This is a genomic window from Myroides indicus, assembly GCF_004364575.1.
GTDB classification, from domain to species: domain Bacteria; phylum Bacteroidota; class Bacteroidia; order Flavobacteriales; family Flavobacteriaceae; genus Flavobacterium; species Flavobacterium indicum_A.
On sequence record NZ_SOAG01000007.1, the window covers coordinates 12,718 to 33,148 of the forward strand.

16 protein-coding genes and 1 tRNA gene are annotated in these 20,431 nt (G+C 34.8%); 7 read left to right on the forward strand and 10 right to left on the reverse strand.

Annotated features, from left to right (window positions below; all coding sequences use genetic code 11):
* The first annotated feature begins 54 nt into the window (after nucleotides 1–54).
* Nucleotides 55–1,539, forward strand: a complete 1,485-nt coding sequence (locus C8P70_RS04030; protein WP_133712059.1) for a peptide MFS transporter — start codon at nucleotides 55–57, stop codon at nucleotides 1,537–1,539.
* Between the two features lie 356 nt (nucleotides 1,540–1,895).
* Here the strand turns inward: C8P70_RS04030 and C8P70_RS04035 are convergent, their stop codons facing one another.
* Nucleotides 1,896–2,462: a hypothetical protein gene (locus tag C8P70_RS04035; RefSeq protein ID WP_133712060.1), complete on the reverse strand. Its 567-nt coding sequence runs from the start codon at nucleotides 2,460–2,462 to the stop codon at nucleotides 1,896–1,898.
* A gap of 658 nt (nucleotides 2,463–3,120) precedes the next feature.
* Here C8P70_RS04035 and C8P70_RS04040 point away from each other — a divergent pair.
* From C8P70_RS04040 to C8P70_RS04050, 3 genes are read left to right on the forward strand one after another with little or no spacing between them, the layout of a single operon-like run.
* Nucleotides 3,121–4,776 (forward strand): MFS transporter, encoded by a 1,656-nt coding sequence (locus C8P70_RS04040; protein WP_133712061.1) that lies wholly within the window; start codon nucleotides 3,121–3,123, stop codon nucleotides 4,774–4,776.
* Between the two features lie 60 nt (nucleotides 4,777–4,836).
* Complete coding sequence (locus C8P70_RS04045) at nucleotides 4,837–6,942, forward strand: peptide MFS transporter (protein ID WP_133712062.1); 2,106 nt, start codon at nucleotides 4,837–4,839, stop codon at nucleotides 6,940–6,942.
* 28 nt (nucleotides 6,943–6,970) lie between these two features.
* The gene (locus tag C8P70_RS04050; protein ID WP_133712063.1) at nucleotides 6,971–7,423 is read left to right on the forward strand and encodes a thioredoxin family protein; all 453 of its coding nucleotides are present in this window, start codon (nucleotides 6,971–6,973) and stop codon (nucleotides 7,421–7,423) included.
* Nucleotides 7,424–7,429: 6 nt separating this feature from the next.
* Here the strand turns inward: C8P70_RS04050 and C8P70_RS04055 are convergent, their stop codons facing one another.
* The 6 genes from C8P70_RS04055 to surE all read right to left on the reverse strand — a co-directional run bounded on the left by C8P70_RS04055 (nucleotide 7,430) and on the right by surE (nucleotide 13,418).
* Nucleotides 7,430–9,448: a ComEC/Rec2 family competence protein gene (locus C8P70_RS04055; RefSeq protein ID WP_133712064.1), complete on the reverse strand. Its 2,019-nt coding sequence runs from the start codon at nucleotides 9,446–9,448 to the stop codon at nucleotides 7,430–7,432.
* A gap of 76 nt (nucleotides 9,449–9,524) precedes the next feature.
* On the reverse strand, nucleotides 9,525–10,190 hold the full coding sequence (locus C8P70_RS04060; RefSeq protein WP_133712065.1) for an ATP-binding cassette domain-containing protein: 666 nt from the start codon (nucleotides 10,188–10,190) through the stop codon (nucleotides 9,525–9,527).
* A 359-nt stretch (nucleotides 10,191–10,549) separates the two neighbouring features.
* Nucleotides 10,550–11,218: an NlpC/P60 family protein gene (locus C8P70_RS04065; protein ID WP_243832660.1), complete on the reverse strand. Its 669-nt coding sequence runs from the start codon at nucleotides 11,216–11,218 to the stop codon at nucleotides 10,550–10,552.
* A gap of 26 nt (nucleotides 11,219–11,244) precedes the next feature.
* Nucleotides 11,245–12,366 (reverse strand): lipid-A-disaccharide synthase, encoded by a 1,122-nt coding sequence (gene lpxB / locus C8P70_RS04070; protein WP_133712066.1) that lies wholly within the window; start codon nucleotides 12,364–12,366, stop codon nucleotides 11,245–11,247.
* A complete protein-coding gene (locus tag C8P70_RS04075; RefSeq protein ID WP_133712067.1) occupies nucleotides 12,367–12,651 on the reverse strand; it encodes a hypothetical protein in 285 nt (94 codons plus the stop codon).
* Entirely contained in the window at nucleotides 12,648–13,418 is a 771-nt protein-coding gene (surE, locus tag C8P70_RS04080) for a 5'/3'-nucleotidase SurE (protein WP_133712068.1), read from the reverse strand. The genes C8P70_RS04075 and surE overlap by 4 nt, the downstream gene beginning before the upstream one ends.
* A gap of 180 nt (nucleotides 13,419–13,598) precedes the next feature.
* Here surE and C8P70_RS04085 point away from each other — a divergent pair, with 180 nt between their 5' ends.
* Both C8P70_RS04085 and C8P70_RS04090 read left to right on the forward strand, forming a co-directional pair.
* Complete coding sequence (locus C8P70_RS04085; RefSeq protein ID WP_133712069.1) at nucleotides 13,599–15,830, forward strand: carboxy terminal-processing peptidase; 2,232 nt, start codon at nucleotides 13,599–13,601, stop codon at nucleotides 15,828–15,830.
* Between the two features lie 3 nt (nucleotides 15,831–15,833).
* Complete coding sequence (locus C8P70_RS04090) at nucleotides 15,834–16,919, forward strand: ABC transporter permease (RefSeq protein ID WP_133712070.1); 1,086 nt, start codon at nucleotides 15,834–15,836, stop codon at nucleotides 16,917–16,919.
* Nucleotides 16,920–16,927: 8 nt separating this feature from the next.
* Here C8P70_RS04090 and C8P70_RS04095 read toward each other — a convergent pair whose 3' ends face one another.
* The 3 genes from C8P70_RS04095 to C8P70_RS04105 form a co-directional block, all read right to left on the reverse strand.
* Nucleotides 16,928–17,821: a GH25 family lysozyme gene (locus C8P70_RS04095; RefSeq protein WP_133712071.1), complete on the reverse strand. Its 894-nt coding sequence runs from the start codon at nucleotides 17,819–17,821 to the stop codon at nucleotides 16,928–16,930.
* 53 nt (nucleotides 17,822–17,874) lie between these two features.
* Nucleotides 17,875–18,714, reverse strand: a complete 840-nt coding sequence (locus C8P70_RS04100) for a mechanosensitive ion channel family protein (protein ID WP_133712072.1) — start codon at nucleotides 18,712–18,714, stop codon at nucleotides 17,875–17,877.
* Nucleotides 18,715–18,818: 104 nt separating this feature from the next.
* Nucleotides 18,819–18,900 (reverse strand) — tRNA-Leu (locus tag C8P70_RS04105).
* Between the two features lie 120 nt (nucleotides 18,901–19,020).
* On the opposite strand from C8P70_RS04105, the gene C8P70_RS04110 reads away from it, so the two are divergent.
* Nucleotides 19,021–20,409 (forward strand): dipeptidase, encoded by a 1,389-nt coding sequence (locus tag C8P70_RS04110; protein WP_133712073.1) that lies wholly within the window; start codon nucleotides 19,021–19,023, stop codon nucleotides 20,407–20,409.
* Nucleotides 20,410–20,431: the final 22 nt, after the last annotated feature.

Consider the following 20,431-nt stretch of genomic DNA (forward strand, 5'->3'; position numbering starts at 1 on the left):
TTCTCAATATTACTTAGCAAGCTAAGTAATATTGATTAATTCATTAAGTAAATTATGAGTAAAGAACTGACATTAGAAGAAATTCAAAATTTTGAAGGAAAATATCCAAAACAGCTTTGGTATTTATTTTTAGTAGAAATGTGGGAGCGCTTCTGTTTTTACGGAATGCGGGGTGTATTGGCCATTTTTATGGTAGATATGCTTTTATTATCAGACAAAGAGGCAAATTTAAAATATGGCGCTATTCAAGCATTTGTTTATGCTTTTACCTTTATTGGTGGTGTTTTTGCCGATAAAATTTTAGGGTTTAAAAAGTCGTTATTATTTGGAGGAATCGTAATGATTACCGGAAACTTTTTAATTGGTTTAGATCCTGAGCATTTCTTTTATTACGGAATTACTTTATCTATCATCGGAACTGGTTTTTTCAAACCCAATATTTCTTCCATGGTAGGTGAGCTATACAAAGAAGGAGATTCAAGGCGAGATGCCGGTTTCAGTTTATTCTATTCTGGAATTAATATCGGTGCCTTATTGGGAGGTGCTTTGTGTGTTTATTTAGGTAAGTTTCACGGATGGAATCTTGCGTTTTTTGCTGCTGCCGCAGTTATGGTTATTGGAATAGTTATTTTCCTTGCAACGAAAAAATCATTGGCTCCTATTGGAAACTCTCCGCTTATGCATTTGGAGCCTAAAAAAAGAGGTACTCGCGAGATAGCTGTATATATTGGGGCAGCTTTGTGTATTCCACTAATTCACGCTATGATTGAGAACACAGATTACACCGACTACTTCATGTATGCCATAGGACCTGCTGCTTTAATTTATTTCTTTTTTGAATTGTCTCGACAAGAATCAAGCAAAGTTAAAAAGAAACTGATTGCAGCCCTGTTATTTATTGCATTTTCAATCATTTTCTTTGCATTTTTTGAACAAAGCGGAGGATCGCTGTCTCTATTTGCAAAAGGCAATCTTACTGATAAGCTTTTATTCTTCACCATTGATCCTAATATTGTAAACAATGTTTCCAATGCATTTTTCGTAATTTTGTTTGCTCCTGTTTTGGGATTAGTTTGGGTAGCGTTAAGCAAGAAAAAATTAGAGCCCAATACAGTAATAAAATTCGGATTAGGATTTTTATTTCTGGCTGGTTCGTTTTTTATTCTGTATTCAACCAAGTTCTTTGCAGGTCCGGACGGAATAACCTCACTAAATATTTTTACTTCCGCTTATCTGATTATGACTTTAGGAGAATTGTGTTTGTCTCCTATCGGTTTGTCCATCATTACTAAATTATCTCCTAACAGACTGGTTGGAATGATGATGGGATTGTGGTTTTTAGCTTCAGCATACGGACAGTATGCCGCCGGCTTATTAGGGGCTAACATGGCTTCACCTAACGAAAATGCTACCAATCTGGAAAAACTAAACTTATATACTGACGGGTACTATCAATTAGCTATTTATGCTTTAATTGCCGGTGTTGTACTTATTCTTATCTCTCCAATCATTAGAAAACTAATGCAGGAAGTAAAATAATTGTCCTCACCCCAGCGCCACTCTGCATCCCGATAGCTATTAGGAGAAAAGGAGTCTGAAAACGTTTATAATTATAAGCCACGGATTATTATAGATAAAATCTTATAATCCGTGGCTTGTTTTTTTAACTCACGGTTAAAACCGAAAGCTATTTGTAATCAATAACTAATTGCTGATATTTTAAACCCACGATTGAAACTGTGGGCTATAAAATGTACAGACTGACTGCACCGACCGTAGCAGAAAATCCTTTGCTACGTAAAGTCTCCTCACTTTGAGTAAGTGTTATTTGCTATGCTCCGAAATTGGAAGTTTCGGAGGGGAGGCTTGGTCTTTTATCTTAATTTTATATGGTTTTAATTACCAATTTCTACAAGACGCTCCCAAGTCAATACATTACACCCCTGTTCAGATTGATAGCTTGCATAAACAATCGATTTTGAATTAAGTTCGGTAAACTCAAAAATCACACTTTCTCCATCGCTTGGTGTAATGCGAACTTTTAGCTTTGCATCATCCACCCAAGCCCAGCCGTGGTGTGCTATAGGTGTGCCCGTTACTCCCATTTTATAATATATTCTTCCGTTTGGGTAAAAGGCATAATACATTCCGTCTTCTTCTATAGTATCTTTTTCAGTCTCGCCATCACATTCATATTCAAAATAAGCTTCTGCATATTTCCACCACTTTTGGGTATCAGCAGCAAGCGTTGATGTAGAATTTGTCGATACGGCATTTTCCGCATGTCCGGTTAGCGTTTCAAAACGTTTTTCAACAGATACAATTTCTCCTTTTGGTACATTCTTAAAATGATCAAAATTTCCACCGCCTCCATTGTTATCATCGCTGCTGCTACATGCCGAGATTGTTATTCCTAAAAAAAGAGCCAGTCCAATGTTTTTTAAATGTTTAAGTGTTTTCATGATATTATAAATTTAATTTTGCCTACTCTTTGCGGTTTTCGGCTTTCCCCGTTTATATTAATGAATGATTGTCTTTGCATTTTATTTGCTTCAATACCATCAGTTTTTGTATGCCAAAAGCCGTATACATGTAAAACAGCACAACAAAATAGTGTAAATAAAATAATTTTTTATAATTGAATCGTTTGCTAATTATTATAAGGTTAAACTCAAGCGTAAATTGCCGTTTGGCTTTGTTTAAGAAACAACAAGAGTTAAATTTTTCACAAAATTAATAAGCGAATAAAGACGAATCAATACCTATTTAGGGGTATTTTTGGGGTAAAAACAGGCTTCAAATGTTAAAAAAACAGCTTGTCCGGACTATTTTTCTAACCAGAGGTAATTAGTCAAGTAACGAATGAGAGAATGCTGATTATTTTAGCCCATGAATTCATTCATGGAAAATTAGTTGAAGCTAAAAAAGCCACGAATTACAGGATTAAACAGATTTCCTAATCCTAAAAATCTTGTAATCCGTGGCTAATAACTGCAATCTTTCTCAAACTCCTTCTCCTTCTCAGAGGGCTGGGGAGAGGAAAAAACTTTCAACCTAAAACCTCTCAACATATAAACTTTTTATGTAATTTGGGCTGTTTTTAAAATTACATCACAGATAATGACAGAAAATAAAAAATCATTCGGAAAAACACTTAGCTCTTTCAATAAAAACTTCTGGATTGCCAGTTTTATGGAATTGATGGAACGCTGGGCATGGTATGGAATTTATACTTTGTTAGGACTATACCTTGTCGGATCAACCGATACCGGAGGATTGGGGTTTGACCACGTACAAAAAGGAAATATCATGGGAAACATTGTCGGAATCCTGTATTTTCTGCCTCTGATCTTTGGAGTAATAGCGGATAGAATTGGTTATAAGGTATCTTTAACTATTGCTTATCTAATCATGATTTCAGGATATTATCTTCTAGGAGAAGTCAATACATATTGGAGTGTATACATGGTTTTTCTGTTGGTGGCTATAGGAGCCGCATTCTTTAAACCTGTAGCATCGGCTATTGTTGCGCGAAATACGGATGAAACTACCGGCACACTCGGGTTCGGAATTTTTTATATGATGGTAAATATCGGAGGGTTCATCGGACCAGCTATGTCATCAGGATTGAGAAGCACCTACGGTTGGAAAATCATTTTTATTCAGGCAGCAATCGTAATCGGTATCAACCTCGTTGTTTTACTGTTATTCTACAAGGAACCAAAAGTTGAAAAACCAAAAGATTCTATCGGAAAAGCAATCAAAGAATCTATTCTCGGAATTTTTGAGGCACTGAAAGATATTCGCTTGGGAATTTTGCTACTGCTGATGATTGGTTTTTGGACGATGTTTAATCAATTATTCAATACACTGCCTAACTTTATTGAAGATTGGGTAAATTCCTCTTCATTAAGCAACTGGCTCAACAATAATATTCCTCTGTTGGGAAGATTAATGACACAAGACGGACAGGTAAAACCAGAATGGTTTACCAATATCGACTCCTTTATGATTATCTGCTGCCAAGTAACTATTTCTTATTTTGTAACTAAAATACGCCATATTAATGCGGTTATAAGAGGTGCTGTTATTGCAACTATCGGTGTTGGTCTTACCTTTTACACGCATAACCCTGTATTCACAGTTATTGGAACTATGATTTTTGCCATTGGCGAAATGATGTCAAGCCCTACAGTGTCCTCGTTCATCGCCTTGATTACTCCAAAGGGAAAAGAAGGGTTGTATCAGGGAACTTATTTTTTACCTGTTGCTGCCAGCTATTTTGTTACAAGCTTTATTTCTGGAAGTTTGTATCAATCCTGGTCAGATAAACTGTCTTTACTCAAAAAAGAAATGGCTGGCAGAAATATAGAAATGCCGGAAGTAGTAACCAATGAACAGTTTATAGAACAAGGTTCTAAGGCGCTTAATATGTCTATTTCCAATTTTGAAAAACAATTTAATTTAAAGGCTGAATCTGTTGACTGGCACTTGGTGTCGCAATCTTTTAAAGACTTTGCCACTTCTAAAAGTATTGACATCAGCCAGGTCCACTTACCTTTTTCTAAAAATGAATACTTTGCTTTAGCAGAACAAAAACTAGGCATGTCACATTGGGAAATGGCAGATATGCTCTGGAATACTTATAATCCCAATAAAATATGGTTTGTTATTGTTGGTATAGGATTGTTTTCCATTGTTTCTTTAACAATTTATGACCGATTTATCATTAAACCTTTGGAAAAGAAGACCCAAACTAAAAATGATTCTTTTTAAAAGATGGTTAATTAAATAATTTAATTATCTTTCTCAACCTAAAATAAAAACACACTATATATGCAGACAGGTTCAAGCTCACAACCGAATTTTTTCGATACAAAAGTATTAGGTCATCCGGCAGGTTTATTTGTTTTATTTTTTACAGAAATGTGGGAACGCTTTTCTTTCTACGGAATGAGAGTGTTGTTGATTCAGTTTTTGACAATGTCTGTAATTGGACTAAATCCGGGATGGGGATGGGAAGTCGCCGATGCAGGTGCATTATTTGCCACTTATGCTATGTTGCTGTACATCACTCCTATTTTTGGAGGAATTCTCGCCGACAGATATATCGGTTACCGTTGGGCAGTAGTCATCGGATCATTAGTAATGACACTTGGTCACGCTTTTATGGCATTGGAAGGAGAGATGTTTATGTATCTTGGGTTAGCTTGTTTAGTTGCAGGTACTGGTTTTTTTAAGCCAAACATGACCTCCATTCTTTCTGAAATGTACAAATCAGTTCCTCAAAAAAAGGACGGTGCTTATACTATCTTTTATATGGGAGTAAATGCTGGTGCTTTTTTTGGAATGATGCTTTGTGGTTATTTGGGAGAAAGAGTTGGATGGCATTATGGTTTTGGGTTAGCTGGAATTTTTATGTTGTTGGGAACTCTTCAGTTTTGGTTAGCTAAACCTATCTTTGGTTCTATTGGGAATGTTCCTAAAAAAGGAGAAAAAACGATTGACAACGACCCTGAATTGGCTGATTTAACACAAGAAGACAAAGACGCCCTTAAAAAAAATCCATTTACAACTGTTGATTATATTTTAATTACGGTTTCAACAATTATCGGTTTACTATATGCGTTTGATGATCCGTTCAGAATCATCGCTAAATTCAGATTATTTCCGGAAACTATTTTAGGATATGACGGAAAAGTCGTAGGGATTATATTTGGCTTAATCGTATTTTTATATCTGGTAATAACCCGTATCTCTCGCTATACAAAAGTTGTTAGAGATCGTATGATTGCTGTGATCATTTTTGCTTTCTTTACCATTTTCTTTTGGATGAGTTTTGAACAAGGAGCTACTTCGCTAGTGCTTTTTGCCAGAGATAATACTCAGCGTATGATGATTGGAAACAGTGCTCTGCTCTTTAATATTTTCAACACGCTGCTCACCGTTATTCCGCTTTTGATTATTACATGGGTTTTATATCTGTTGGCCAAACAAACTATCAAAAAAGCATTTGCTTCCAATATTATTTTAGCCATCACTTTTATAGGCGTATGGGGTGCTGCTATCTGGATGTTAAACAGAGACTGGTCTTCTCATGCTTATGAAGTAAGTTATTCTGCGGTAAAAGAAGCTGTTCTGACAGAAGACGGAACTCATAAAATCGATGAAAGCAACAACCCTGTATTTAAATTTACTCCTATTTCCGAAGCTTTCTCAGCAAAAGAAGGCGATGAAATTGTGGAAGTAACTACTATTATTACGGATCGAGTGGAGATGGAAGCGGGTACGTCAATAAAAATATACGAAGAATTAGAGCGTTTTCACGTTTTAACCTCAGATATAGAACACCCGTTGCGAGAAGGTTACTCCAAGCAAGGCAAAACACCTCATATAATTGAAGCCCGAGTAACAGAGTTAAAAGACGGGCAAGTAGAAATTACTGCTTCTTGGTTTTCTATCCTGAACTCTTTCTTCATTATTGCCTTTGCATCTCTGGTTTCTAAATTATGGGACTCTAAATACAACCCACCTGCTGCTATAAAATATGGTTTAGGGCTAATTATTATGGCAATCGGTTTCGGAGTATTGGCATACGGGGCAAACGGTATCTCGGAAGGAACAAGAGTTTCAATGATGTGGCTAGTATTTGCCTATCTGTTTCATACCCTTGGAGAACTATTCTCTTCTCCAGTGGGATTATCCTACGTATCTAAATTAGTACCGGCCCGCATGATCGCCTTTATGTTTGGAATGTGGTATCTGGCCATTGCTATCGGAAACAATCTTGCTGCACAGGTTGGAGGACAAATCGAAAATATTACAGAGAAGTACTCACTGTCCACTTTTTTCCTTATTTTTACGGTCGTACCTATTGTAGCGGGACTTATCGTAATTGCGCTTAACCCCTTAATGAAAAAATTAATGCACGGCGTTAAATAATTTTACAGACCAATTAAAATGATTAAACATGAAAAAAATCTTATTAGTATTTGTTTTTACCTTAATAGGAATTGCTGCACAAGCACAGGAAATTAAGTGGATGACTTTTAATGAAGCTATTGCAGCTCAAAAAAAAGACCCAAAACCTATTTTTATGGATGCCTACACAGATTGGTGTGGTCCTTGTAAAATGTTAGATAAAAACACATTTACCGATCCAAAAGTAATTGAGCATATCAACAAAAATTATTATGCAGTTAAATTCAATGCAGAAGGAAATGAAGAAATCAGCTATAAAGGCAAAGATTTTTCTAATCCGGGTTTTAACGAAAACAGAAAAGGACGCAATGCAACACATGAATTCACAATGTTTTTAAGAATTCCGGGATATCCTTCGATGGTAATTTTCAATGAACAATCAGAAGTGTCCAATGTAATTGTAGGGTATAATACACCAACACAATTATTAGAAAGACTATAAAGTATATTAATAACTCAACCTGAAATATCCCTTTTTGCTCATATCGTGAAAAGGGATATTTTTATGGATACAGCTTTCAATAATTTTATCTTTTATCCATTTAGGCGTTCTGTTATGAATAATTACCTTTTTAGGAAAGTGATAGTCCAATAAACGACTATAATTAATTTTTATGTTTCCGCTTATCAAAATCATATCCGCGCATTCTCCAATCATGTACTCCTTATATTCTTCAGTCAAAATCAGCAAAACACCTTCTTCTGTCGTATTATAAAAATATTGCAGTGTATCGTAGTGTGTATTTTCTATTCTGTAATTTCTTTTGTAATCTTTTAAAAAAGCACTGTCAAATACAGAATCTTTGACATGAATCCATAAATTATCCTCTATTTTTTGTATAATAGCTATCCCTTCTTTATATGTATATGGAATTATCAATTCGCTAGTTTTTTCTATATTCTTTTTTGTATAGAATAGATCTAACTGAAACACAATCAGCAAAGAAAAAATAAGTAGAAGTTTACCTGTTTTTTTATTATTTAAATAGCTTCCTAACCCTATCAGGAATAAAATCAATAAAAAAGACTGCCTTGAATTTAAATTAATGTCATTGATGATCAAGAAATCCCATTGCTTTAAAGACTGAACCCAAACAAATAATAAACCTGTAAAAAAATTCACAACAAACGAAATAATTCCTGCAACGGGACTAAAAATATAGGTAAACAGCAAAAAACTAATCCCCGTAACAATCAAAACGGTTATAAGCGGGATCACAACCAAATTTGCCAGCAAAAAATGCAAAGAGAACTGATGAAAATAATATATCTGTAGGGGTAAAACACTAAGTTGTGCTACTAATGACACATAAACAAGTCCCTGTATATAATGAATCAGCCTGTTTTTTGAATATTTATTTATAAATAAAGGCATCCCAAGCACAATGCCTATGACAGCACAATAACTCAGCTGAAAACCTACATCATAAAGCCAGATAGGACAGAAAAACAAACTAAGAAATAAGGCGAGACCAATAATATCCAAAAGATTTCCACTTCTTTTCATTCCTCTGCTAATAGCTACAATTGAAAACATCAATACCGCCCGGAAAACGGAAGGAGAGAATCCCGACAGAAAAACAAATAACCAAAGCAGTAAAAGGATTATTATCGTCTGAAAAACGGGTGGCAAAAAACGAAATACAAATGCCAAAAACAAATATATGATTCCAATGTGCAGTCCCGAGATTGCAAGGACATGCATTACACCAATATCTTTAAAAGAAGTAATCACTTCCTCTTCAATATAAGTACGATCACCCAATAATAAAGCCGATAAAAGTGATCTCGAATCTTTAGAAAGCAATTCAGATCTGGCAAGCTTATTCAATAAAAGCTTTCTCAAATGCAATATTTTGTATTTAATAGATTTTTCAGTTCCAATAACTTCAAAGTCCCGAATATAGATCTGCCCTTCTACTTCCTGAATATACATATATTTTTTATAGTCAAACTGTCCGGGATTGCGTATCGGACTAAATTCTAAAAACTGTCCTCTGCACAAAATAATATCCCCCGCAATCAGTTTATCGTGGTCAAAAGAAGTCAGATGTATCAAAATTTTTCCATGCGATAAATACTCTCCAACCTGCTTTACTTTTCCCACATATTTTAGACGATCTTTATAAGGCGATTTTAAAGCTTCATCAATTACAATTTCAAATAGATCTGCTTTTTCTTTTTCCGCTATCATAGAAAAGTTATGGCTATCTCTCCTGATTTCGTACATATGCATTGAAAAGCAACCTGATAAATAAAAGATAACAGACAAAAGAAAAATAAAAAAATAAAAGGTTTCAGGCTTTGGATTGAATAATCGAAAGTGCTTTAAACTAAATACGAATAGTAAAAGTAAAGTGAAAGCAAGTAAAATTACTGCACCTAATAAAGGAATGTGTTTATAGCTAAAAATACCTGCAATAAGCCATAAACAGTAATATAAAAAAGAAATTTTTAATGCTTTCATAATCTGAAAGCATCAAAATGTTAGCCAAATCGAACAAAACAACACTTTAATTAAAAAGTAAGATTCAAAATTTCATCTACTTATCCGCAGGCAGATAATTTCTAAAGATCAGTTCTTGTTTATCTTTCACTGGTTTTAAACTTCCACTGTGCATCAGATACATTTTATTAGCTATCTTTTCTAAATCTGAATAATTATGATCCGTGATGATGATTCCCTTTTCTGTAGAAGCTTCTAGAATTAACCCGCCTATTTGTTCCCTCAATTTTGGGGATAAATGATTAAAAGGCTCGTCTAATAAAACAAACTTAGACTTGGTTTTCAGAAGCAATTTGACTTCTAAATATTTCAATTCTCCTCCGGACAATTCAAAAATTTTATTGTTGATAATTTTTTGGATAATTTCATCATTGCTAAAATCTTTAAATTGAATAGATTCCAGATAAAACCTGAGGACTTGTGTCACTTTCAAATTTGCAGGAATAAATGAATGTTGAGGTAAGTAAGCGATTAATCCTGTTCTTTTATACAATTTGGAAAACCGCTTGTTGTTGATTTGTATAAATTGATGTTCAGCTTTTTTTACACCAAAAATTATTTTCATCAACAGGGATTTTCCTGAACCGTTTCTTCCTACAATCCCCACGATATCCCCCGTTTCGCATTTTAAATAAATATCCGATAAAACAAGTTTGGAACTTACAAATTCGTAAATACTATCAATTTCCATTACGTTTTGCATAGTGCTGAAATAAAAATTAATAATATTGCCAGAGCAAGATTAAATACAAAACTAACAAGTATTAAATTAATTTTAGAAATCCCGGCATTGTAATAAAAATAATACTCTTGCTGTTTAGTGAGCTCTTTATAAAATAAAGCCATTAAAAAACCTACTGATATTAAAGCAAATGCAAAATGCAGAAAACTGAAAAAGAACATAGATACCGCAAAAGAAACTGCTCCGTTAATTAATAAAGTAGTCTTATAAAAATTGAAGTATATTGCTATTTTTTGGTATTGCATCATTTTTATTCTTTGTATTACAAAGACGCAGAGATTTTGAAAATTCTATAAGGAATATATAAAGTGGAGATCAGGTTATATATTTCCGTCAACCACACGGTTAATTTGAACAAATCTGCGGTTGTAATAATCTTCTTTAGTAGAAGATATAATCACTCCCTTAGTAGTAGAGGAATGAATAAACTTAATCTCATCTGTGAGAACTTCAGTAATAATGCCAACATGACTGATTCGGTTACCTCTACCCGTTCGAAAAAAAATCAGATCTCCTTTTTGTGCCTCATCTTTGTGAATTTTCTCTCCTCTTTGTGCCATAGCGCTTGAATTACGAGGCAATGTAATATCCGTATCTCCAAAAGCAGTAATTACCAAGCCCGAACAATCTATTCCTTTTCTGGAGGTACCGCCAAATCTATAACGCACTCCTTGATAATCATATGCGGTATTTAAAATTTGTTCAGTCAGCAATACATTTGTTTCTTCACTTCTTTCATATTCTTCATTTTTAGAAGTACTCATTTCTTCAAGCAAAGCGTCCAAATCGGCTTTAATAGCCTCATCCACTGTTTTGCTCTCTTCCAAAACAATAGTTTCTTTCTTTTTTTTCTTAATCGGATTGTTTTCCAATACTTTCAGAGTACTATCAGCAGTAAAAAATTCAGCCGATGCATTATTAGCATAAGAAAATGTTGATTTCCCAGAAATCATTCCCATTAAAACCAAAAATGTCACTAAACACCTCATTAAACTGTATTTCAACCAATTAAAAACTATTTTTGAAGGCTATTTTTTATTATTTCATCTGCTGCAAATTCACTTGCCTGTTGCTCGCCTAATTTACAAATTAATTTTTCATATTTCAACAATAATTTTTCACGATTATCTCCTTTCATAATTTTTTTCAATTCTTCCTCTATTCTAACCGCATTACAATCATTCTGAATTAGTTCCACAACTACATCACCATCCATAATTAAATTAACAAGTGAAATATACTTTAGAGTTATTATTCGCTTTGCTATTTCATAAGAAATCCTATTCCCTTTATAAAGAACAACTTGCGGAACTTTAAACAAGGCTGTTTCCAGCGTTGCCGTTCCGGAAGTTACCAAGGCAGCATGAGCTACATTGAGTAAAGAATAGGTTTCATTGTAAACAACAAAAATGTTGTTTCCTTTAATAAACTGCTGATAAAAAGCAGGTTCTTGTCCCGGAGCACCGGCAATAACAAATTGATAATCTGAATATTTATGAACTACTGAAAGCATCTCCGAGAGTAACTTACTAATCTCCTGTTTTCTGCTACCGGGCAGCAAAGCTATAATTGGTCTGTCGTCTAACTGGTGCTTTTGCCTAAAATCCTCACCGCTGTGATTAGCTCTGAATTCTTCTATAGCATCAATTAAAGGATGACCGACAAACGCGACAGGATAATTGTGTTTTTTTTCATAAAAATCTTTTTCAAAAGGGAGAATTACATACATAAAATCAATGTCTCTCTTGATGGCTTTAATCCGATTTTCTTTCCAAGCCCATATCTGAGGCGAAATATAATAATGCGTAGGAATTCCTTTTTGTTTTGCCCATTTTGCAATCCGCATATTAAATCCCGGATAATCTATAAAAATCAAAACATCGGGTTGAAAAGCCAAAATATCTTTTTTACAATGTGCAATATTTTTAAAAATTGTTCTCAAATTTTGGAGTACTTCAACAAACCCCATAAAAGCAAGATCTTTGTAATGCTTCACCAAAGTTCCGCCTACTTTTTGCATCAAATCCCCTCCCCAAAAGCGAATTTCTGCTGCGGGATCTTTACGGTAAATTGCTTTCATCAGATTAGATCCGTGCAAATCGCCTGATGCTTCTCCTGCTATGATATAATATCTCATTTATATAAATTGAGTTGCCAAAGTAATAATTATTACCGCTAAAATACAGCCTCTTGCCATATAATCTTTAGACCTGTTAATTAAAAAAGTAAATACACCTAGGTTTAATAAACTCCCTATTGCCGCTACTCTTCCCATAATGCCCGTATTTTTGATAAAATCAAAATTAGTGAACAAATCAAAATTGGTAAAAATCCTCAAGTATAATTCTGCTCCGATTATCGTAGTGACTAAACCAATTACCAACCCTGCTAGCAGTTGTGTTAAGCGATTGTTTTGTTTCATAAATCCCAGTTATTAATTCTTTTGATGGCCTGATGAGCCGTTAAATCAAAGTGTACGGGAACCACGGATACATAGCCGTTTTTTAATGCCCATTCATCCGTATCTTCTCCTTTATCCTGATTGACAAATTCTCCTTTCAGCCAATAATATTCTTTGCCGTGAGGATTCAATCGCTTGTCAAAATTTTCCATCCAGGTTGCTTTTGCCTGCCTGCAAACCTTTATCCCTCTAATTTCATCTGTCTTTAACTTTGGAAAATTGACATTTAATACAACATCCGTCGGAATAACATTTTTTAATGCTTCGTCCGTAATTTTTTTTACAAATGGTCTGATTTGTTCAAAATCAGCATTCCAGCTAAAATCTAAAAGAGAAAAACCAATTGCCGGAATACCGCTCATACCCGCCTCTAATGCGGCACTCATGGTTCCGGAATAAATCACATTAATGGAAGAATTAGAACCGTGATTAATACCCGAAACACACAAGTCGGGCTTTCTGTCCAAAATTTGACTCAATGCAATTTTCACGCAATCAACAGGCGTTCCCGAACAAGCATATTCATTTGCCAAATCGGGATCTATAGAAACCTTTTCCAGCGTCAGTGTATTATTTATGGTAACCGCATGTCCCATTCCTGATTGTGCACTGTCAGGCGCCACCACAGCTACATCTCCAATTTCTTTCATAATATCAACTAGCATTCTAATTCCCGGTGCTGTAATACCGTCGTCATTAGTTACTAATATCAATGGTTTTTGCTTCATTTTATTTTTTTATTTACTTTCGCTAAAGTAATAATATTTACGCATATCATTTGAGTAAGTAAAGTTATAAAAATTTCAAAAAAGAGTATTGTATTCGTTTATTTTTTGATTTAACAAATAATTATCGATTGTAGCGAAGGTTTATTTACTTTTTTAACTACTTTAGTTGAAAACTAATTAATGAATAGTATTTGGTCATTTATGAAAAAGAATTATAAAGTAATTTTGCTTTTACTGGCAATCTCTGCCATATTGTGGAGTTTTATACCTAAAAAACCCGACAATAGTCCGGAGAAAGATCAACTTTTGTTAGAGCTGGTTACTTATCTGATGGAACGCACGCACTATGATCCGCCTAAATTAGACGATAAGTTTTCTGAACACGTTTACAAAGAGTATATCAACGCACTTGATCCGATGAAAAGATATTTTTTGCAATCTGACATTGACGAGTTTGCAAAATACGAATATCTGATTGACGATATGATTGAGCTTAAAGAGTTGTCTTTTTTTGATATTACTTATGAGCGAATAACTCAGCGAATGGAAGAAGCAAAAAATATTTACACAGATGTTTTGAGCCAGCCGTTTAACTTTACCGAGGAAGAAGATTTTGACGCTGATTATGAAAACCTTCCTTACGCTAAAGACGAGGCAGAACTTAAAGACAGATGGAGAAAGCAGCTTAAATTAAACACACTTTCTACACTGACAGATAATTTAAAAATTCAGGAAGGAACAGATATCATAGATGCAGACGAAGATGAGTATGACGAATTCGACAATCCGGTTGAAAAAAAGGATCCAAAAGAAAAGGTAAAACCGACGGAGAAAAAATCGGAAGAACAACTGGAAAAAGAAGCCAGAGAAAGTACAAAGAAATCATTGGACGAATATTTTGACAATTTAAAAGATCTCGAGCGAAAAGACTGGTTTTCTGTTTATCTGAACGCAATTGTGGAGCGCTTTGATCCGCATTCATTTTACTTTGCCCCAGAAAACAAAGAAAAATTTGATGCCAGCATGAGCGGCAGTATTGAAGGTATTGGAGCTGTTTTACGCAAAAAACCAGAAGGGGTAGAAATTAATGAACTTGTACCAGGAGGTCCGGCGTGGCGTGGAAAAGAAATTGAAACCGGCGATATCATTTTAAAAGTTGCCCAAAGCCCTGACGAAGAACCGATGGATGTAGTAGGTATGCGTTTAGACAATGTGGTTAAACAGATTAAAGGAAAAAAAGGAACTACAGTTTACCTGACTATCAAAAAAATAGACGGAAGCATAAAAGTAGTTGCCATTACCAGAGAAGTAATAGAATTTGAAGAAACATATGCAAAATCAAGCGTCATAAAAGACGGCGATAAATCGTACGGATTAATTCAGCTTCCCAAGTTTTACATTGACTTTGAAAACAAAGATAACCGCAATGCTTTTACGGATGTTGCCAAAGAAATTAAAGAGCTTAAAAAGCAAAACGTTGACGGAATCGTGATGGATTTGCGCAACAACGGAGGAGGATCTTTGCAAACAGTTGTGGATATGGTAGGATTATTTGTAAAAGAAGGTCCTGTTGTTCAGGTTAAATCCTCAAAAGGCAAACAACAAGTTTTAGACGATAAAGGTACAGCTGTGGTATGGGATGGTCCATTAGTGGTTTTAGTCAATAATTTTTCAGCTTCAGCATCTGAAATCTTTGCCGCTGCCATTCAGGATTACAAACGCGGAGTTATTATTGGAAGCAAACACACGTATGGCAAAGGAACCGTTCAAAATCTGGTAGATTTAAACGAATTATTAAAAAAACAGCCTTTTGGAGATTTAGGAGCTTTAAAAATTACACTTCAAAAATTTTATCGTATCAACGGGGGTTCTACCCAGAGAGAAGGCGTTTTGAGCGATGTTGTTTTACCAGATCGCTATTCATACATAGACATGGGAGAGAGAGATATGGATAATGCTATGCCGTGGGATAAGATTGACAGAGCGAGTTACTCTCCTTATAACAACAATTTTGAACCAGCAATCCGAAAAAGCCGACAAAGAATAGCTGAAAACGAACAATTTAAATTAATTGATGAAAATGCAAAGTGGATTAACGAAAGAAAAGACGAAAAAAAATTTTCGCTAAACCTTGAACAATATCGAAAACGCCTAGAAGAAAACGAAAAGAAAATAAAAAAATTTAAAGCTATTTCTAAATACAATAATAATTTGACCTTTTTATCCCTTCCAAGTGAAATAGAAAGAATCAAAACAGATACAATTCTGGAAAAGAAAAGAGACAGATGGCATGAAATGCTGAATTCGGATGTGTATATTGAAGAAGGAATCAATATCTTAAAAGATTTAGAAAATAAAAAAATGGCTAACAAACCCATTGAAAACCAAATACAAATCGTTAATCAACATTAAACAATGTCGATAAACAGTAAATCAAAGACTCAGATTGCGCTCCAAAAATTCAAAAAAGATTTTTGGGGCGTTTTGTGTTTTTGGATTATTATTTTAATGAGTCTAATCTCAATTTTTGCCTATTTTATTATCCCAGATAATTCACGCAATGCCAATACAGGCGACTTATCTTTACGATCGCACCCCCCCGGTTTTACTGTGGACATGATTGTTATTCCGCAAAGCCAAAAAACAACGTGGAATCAATTTTGGTCAGGAAAGAAGGAAACGCTTAACCAGATCCCTATCAGTGAACACTTTTTTAGAAATGATACACTATTTTATAAAAGTTATAGTATTGATCCTGAATCAGAACCTCTTAAATCTATTCCGACAAGTAGATTTGACCATATTTCAGAACAAGACATAGTTCAACCAAACACTTTTTGGTTGGGAACAGATAATCAAGGACGTGACTTTTTAAGCAGACTGGTTCTCGGTTCAAGAATATCTCTATCCATTGGGTTTGTAGCTGTATTTATTTCTTTAATTATCGGAATCTCCTTAGGAGCTATAGCCGGTTATTTTGGCGGTACGATCGATAGTTTTATTCTGTGGATTATCAATATTTTTTGGTCTATTCCGACCCTTTTATTGGTCATTGCCATTACCCTTGCGCTTGGAAAAGGTTTTTGGCAGGTTTTTATTGCCGTGGGTTTAACTATGTGGGTTGAAGTTGCCCGAGTAGTGCGAGGACAGGTTATCAGCATTAAAGAACAACAATATATAACTGCAGCAAGAGCTTTAGGTTTTTCAGATTTTCGGATTATTACAAAACACATTTTACCGAACTGTATGTCTCCTGTAATTGTAATATCGGCCGCCAACTTTGCATCCGCTATTTTGATGGAAAGCGGGTTGAGTTTTTTAGGTTTGGGAACTCAAATTCCTACGCCAAGCTGGGGGGCAATGATCAAGGAGAACTATAACTACATTTTATTAGGCAAGCCTTATTTAGCATTACTACCCGGATTTGCCATGTTCATACTTGTTACTTGTTTTATGTTGTTGGGAAATGCTTTACGAGATGCCTTAGATGTGAAAAAATAACCTTTTAATCACTTCATCAACAACTTCCTAATTTCTGATTTGTTACCGTTATAAATATTGAGGTCTACTTTTCCATCTATTCCTGAAACAATTCCTTTTTCTGTAAATTGCCAAAAATGCCATTCAGGTTTTATTTCTTCAACAAAAAAATTGTAGTTAGCAATCCACAAAATATGATCTGGAAACCAGTCTTTTAAATGATTGGTATAATAATTTTCGCCCGAATACAATATCGGTTTTGCATTATAGTGTTTTTCAACAGCGTCAATCCATCGTTGTAATCCAAGTCTTAAACTATCCATAGATTGACTTTTAGGTCGTTCTTCTATATCGAGTATTGGTGGAAAATCGCCTTCTGTGAGTTTTACTGTTTCTATAAAGTTTTTTGCCTGTATTAAAGAATTTTCATTTGGTCGATAATAATGATAAGCACCTCGCAAAAAATGATTTGCTCCGGCGCCTTTCCAATTTAATTCAAAAGCTTTATCTTTTCCGTCTGCCCCCATTGTTGCACGAATAAAAACAAATTCCAAAGGTTTTTGAGAGTTAACGGAATCTATCCTATCCCATTCAATTATTCCCTGATAGTGAGACACATCGAACCCAATCATCTTGTGTTGATGCCTTTGAATAACTTCCGCTGTCCTGAAATCAAAAATGGATTTATCGTTGGCTTCTTTGCGTTCGCTGCTAAAAAAATACTTTAACCCGTCCTTAAAAGTAATTCCAAACCAAATACCTATTCCTACAAATAAGACAATAATTACAGTCCACTTTAATCGTTTCCAAAATACATTTGACGAGTTTTTTTTCTTTCTTTTTGAAGGTGTTCTCTTTTTTCGGGGAGTATTTACTACGGTTATCGGATTCTTGTTAGGCGTTCTTTTTTTGGTTGCAGTCATAATACTTAGAAGAAAGCACAAAAATAAGGTTTTTCTTGTTAAACAAAGTTATTTCAACTTTTCTGGTCTTGTGAATCTAAACGCAACACAGGAACCGGTAACGGAATATTGTTAACTTTAAATAACCGATCTATTTCGTATCGGATATCACTAGCTATCCTGTCATTATCAAAAGCATTATCTATAAAATAATGCAAGATAAAACGCACGGAAGATTCCCCGAATTTATCTAAAAAAACAAGTGGTTTAGGATTTTTCAGCACCTCCTTATTTTCTGATACGCTTTCTATCAAAATAGACTTCACAATATCTGTATCCGTACCAATATACACCCCTACTTCTATCCTTCCTCTAATAATTTCGTTACCATATGTCCAATTGTTAACTACATCATCTATCAATTTTCTATTAGGAATAACAAATACTTTTCTATTTCTAGTTTCAGCAATAGTACACCGTAAATGGATAGTCCTTATAATAGCAACTTCGTCCTGAATCAGTACTACGTCACCTACATTCAGCGTTTTATCAACCAATATATAAATTCCGGCTATCAAATCCCTAAAAATATTTTGCAAAGCCAGTCCTAATCCTACAAACAGCGCGGCAGATGTAGTTAAAAACATGCTAATATTTATCCCTACAGCATTTAGGATAAAGAAAAACATGATGAGATAAACAAAATAATTTACAAAATTAAAAACACTTCCCAAGCGGGCAGAAACTTCGGGAGAAGCCATCTTCATAAAGCCTTTTCGCAAGACTCTCAGCCCCACCTTCGTCAACAAAAGTGTAAAAGCTACAAACAATAATGTACCGATAGTAATCGTAATTGATTTGCTGGCATACAGCTCATATTCCAAAAGTTCCGATAAAAAATCTTTTAACCCCATAGCAACAAATTAGCGAAACACATATAACTAAGACATACAAATTTATAAAAGTCATTCAAATATATACAATAAAAAAAGCCCCTCTGTTTTGAGGAGCTTTTTTGTGCGGGTGAAAGGACTCGAACCTTCACACCGTGAGGCACCAGATCCTAAGTCTGGCGTGTCTACCAATTTCACCACACCCGCTTGGTAATCTTTGTTATTACGGGTGCAAATATACGATGTGTTTTTTAATCCGCAAGAAAAAAATAATTTTTTTTTATTCTTATGTTTGTAAAGAATAATATAACTGTATCTATATATACTATGAAAGATTCAAAACAATTTGTTCAAGAAAACAAACAACGTCTTATAGATGAGTTAATTGAACTACTTAAAAAGCCTTCTATCAGTGCTGATAGTGCTTATTCTCAAGATGTAATAAACACAGCTGAAGCGGTAAAAGAAAATTTAATAAAAGCGGGATGTAACAATGTAGAGTTATGTGAAACTCCAGGATATCCTATCGTATATGGAGAAAAAATCATCGATCCTGCTCTTCCAACGGTACTGGTTTATGGTCATTATGACGTACAACCAGCAGATCCAATTGAACTTTGGACCTCTCCACCGTTTGAGCCTGTAATTAAAACAACGCCGATTCACCCAGAAGGAGCAATCTTCGCTCGTGGTGCATGTGATGACAAAGGACAAATGTTCATGCACGTGAAAGCGGTTGAATATATGATTGCAACAAATACTCTGCCTTGTAACGTGAAATTCATGATTGAAGGAGAAGAAGAAGTTGGATCAGTAAGTTTAGGATGGTTTGTAAAAAGAAACCACGATAAATTGAAAAATGACATAATTCTGATTTCCGATACTGGAATGATTTCTAATCAACAGCCTTCTATCACAACAGGATTGAGAGGATTAAGTTATGTTGAAGTTGAAGTAACTGGACCGAACCGAGATTTACACTCTGGATTATATGGTGGAGCGGTTGCTAACCCAATCAACGTATTAACGAAGATGATTGCTTCCTTACATGATGAAAACAATCATATCACTATTCCAGGATTCTACGATAAAGTAGAAGAGCTTTCTCGTGAAGAAAGAGATGAAATGGCAAAACGCCCATTCTCTTTAGACGATTACAAAAAAGCATTGGATATTGATGAAGTATACGGAGAAGCAGGATATACAACTAATGAGCGCAACTCTATTCGTCCAACATTAGACGTCAATGGAATTTGGGGCGGTTATACAGGTGAAGGAGCCAAAACGGTTATCGCTAGTAAAGCATTCGCAAAAATCTCGATGCGTTTAGTTCCAAACCAAGAGTGGGAAGAAATTACGGAATTGTTCAAAAAACACTTTGAAAGCATTGCACCAGCAGGGATAAAAGTAGAAGTAAAACCTCATCATGGTGGACAAGGCTATGTAACACCTATCGACTCTATTGGATATCAAGCGGCTGCAAAAGCGTATGAAGATACGTTTGGTGTAACGCCAATTCCAGTACGTTCAGGAGGAAGTATTCCAATTGTCGCTTTATTTGAGGAAGAATTAGGATCTAAATCAATTATGATGGGATTCGGATTGGACTCTGATGCAATCCACTCTCCGAATGAGCACTTTGGTGTATTCAACTACCTAAAAGGAATTGAAACTATTCCATTGTTCTATAAATACTATATGGAATTAGTAAAATAATAAAAAAAAGCGAGTAAAGATT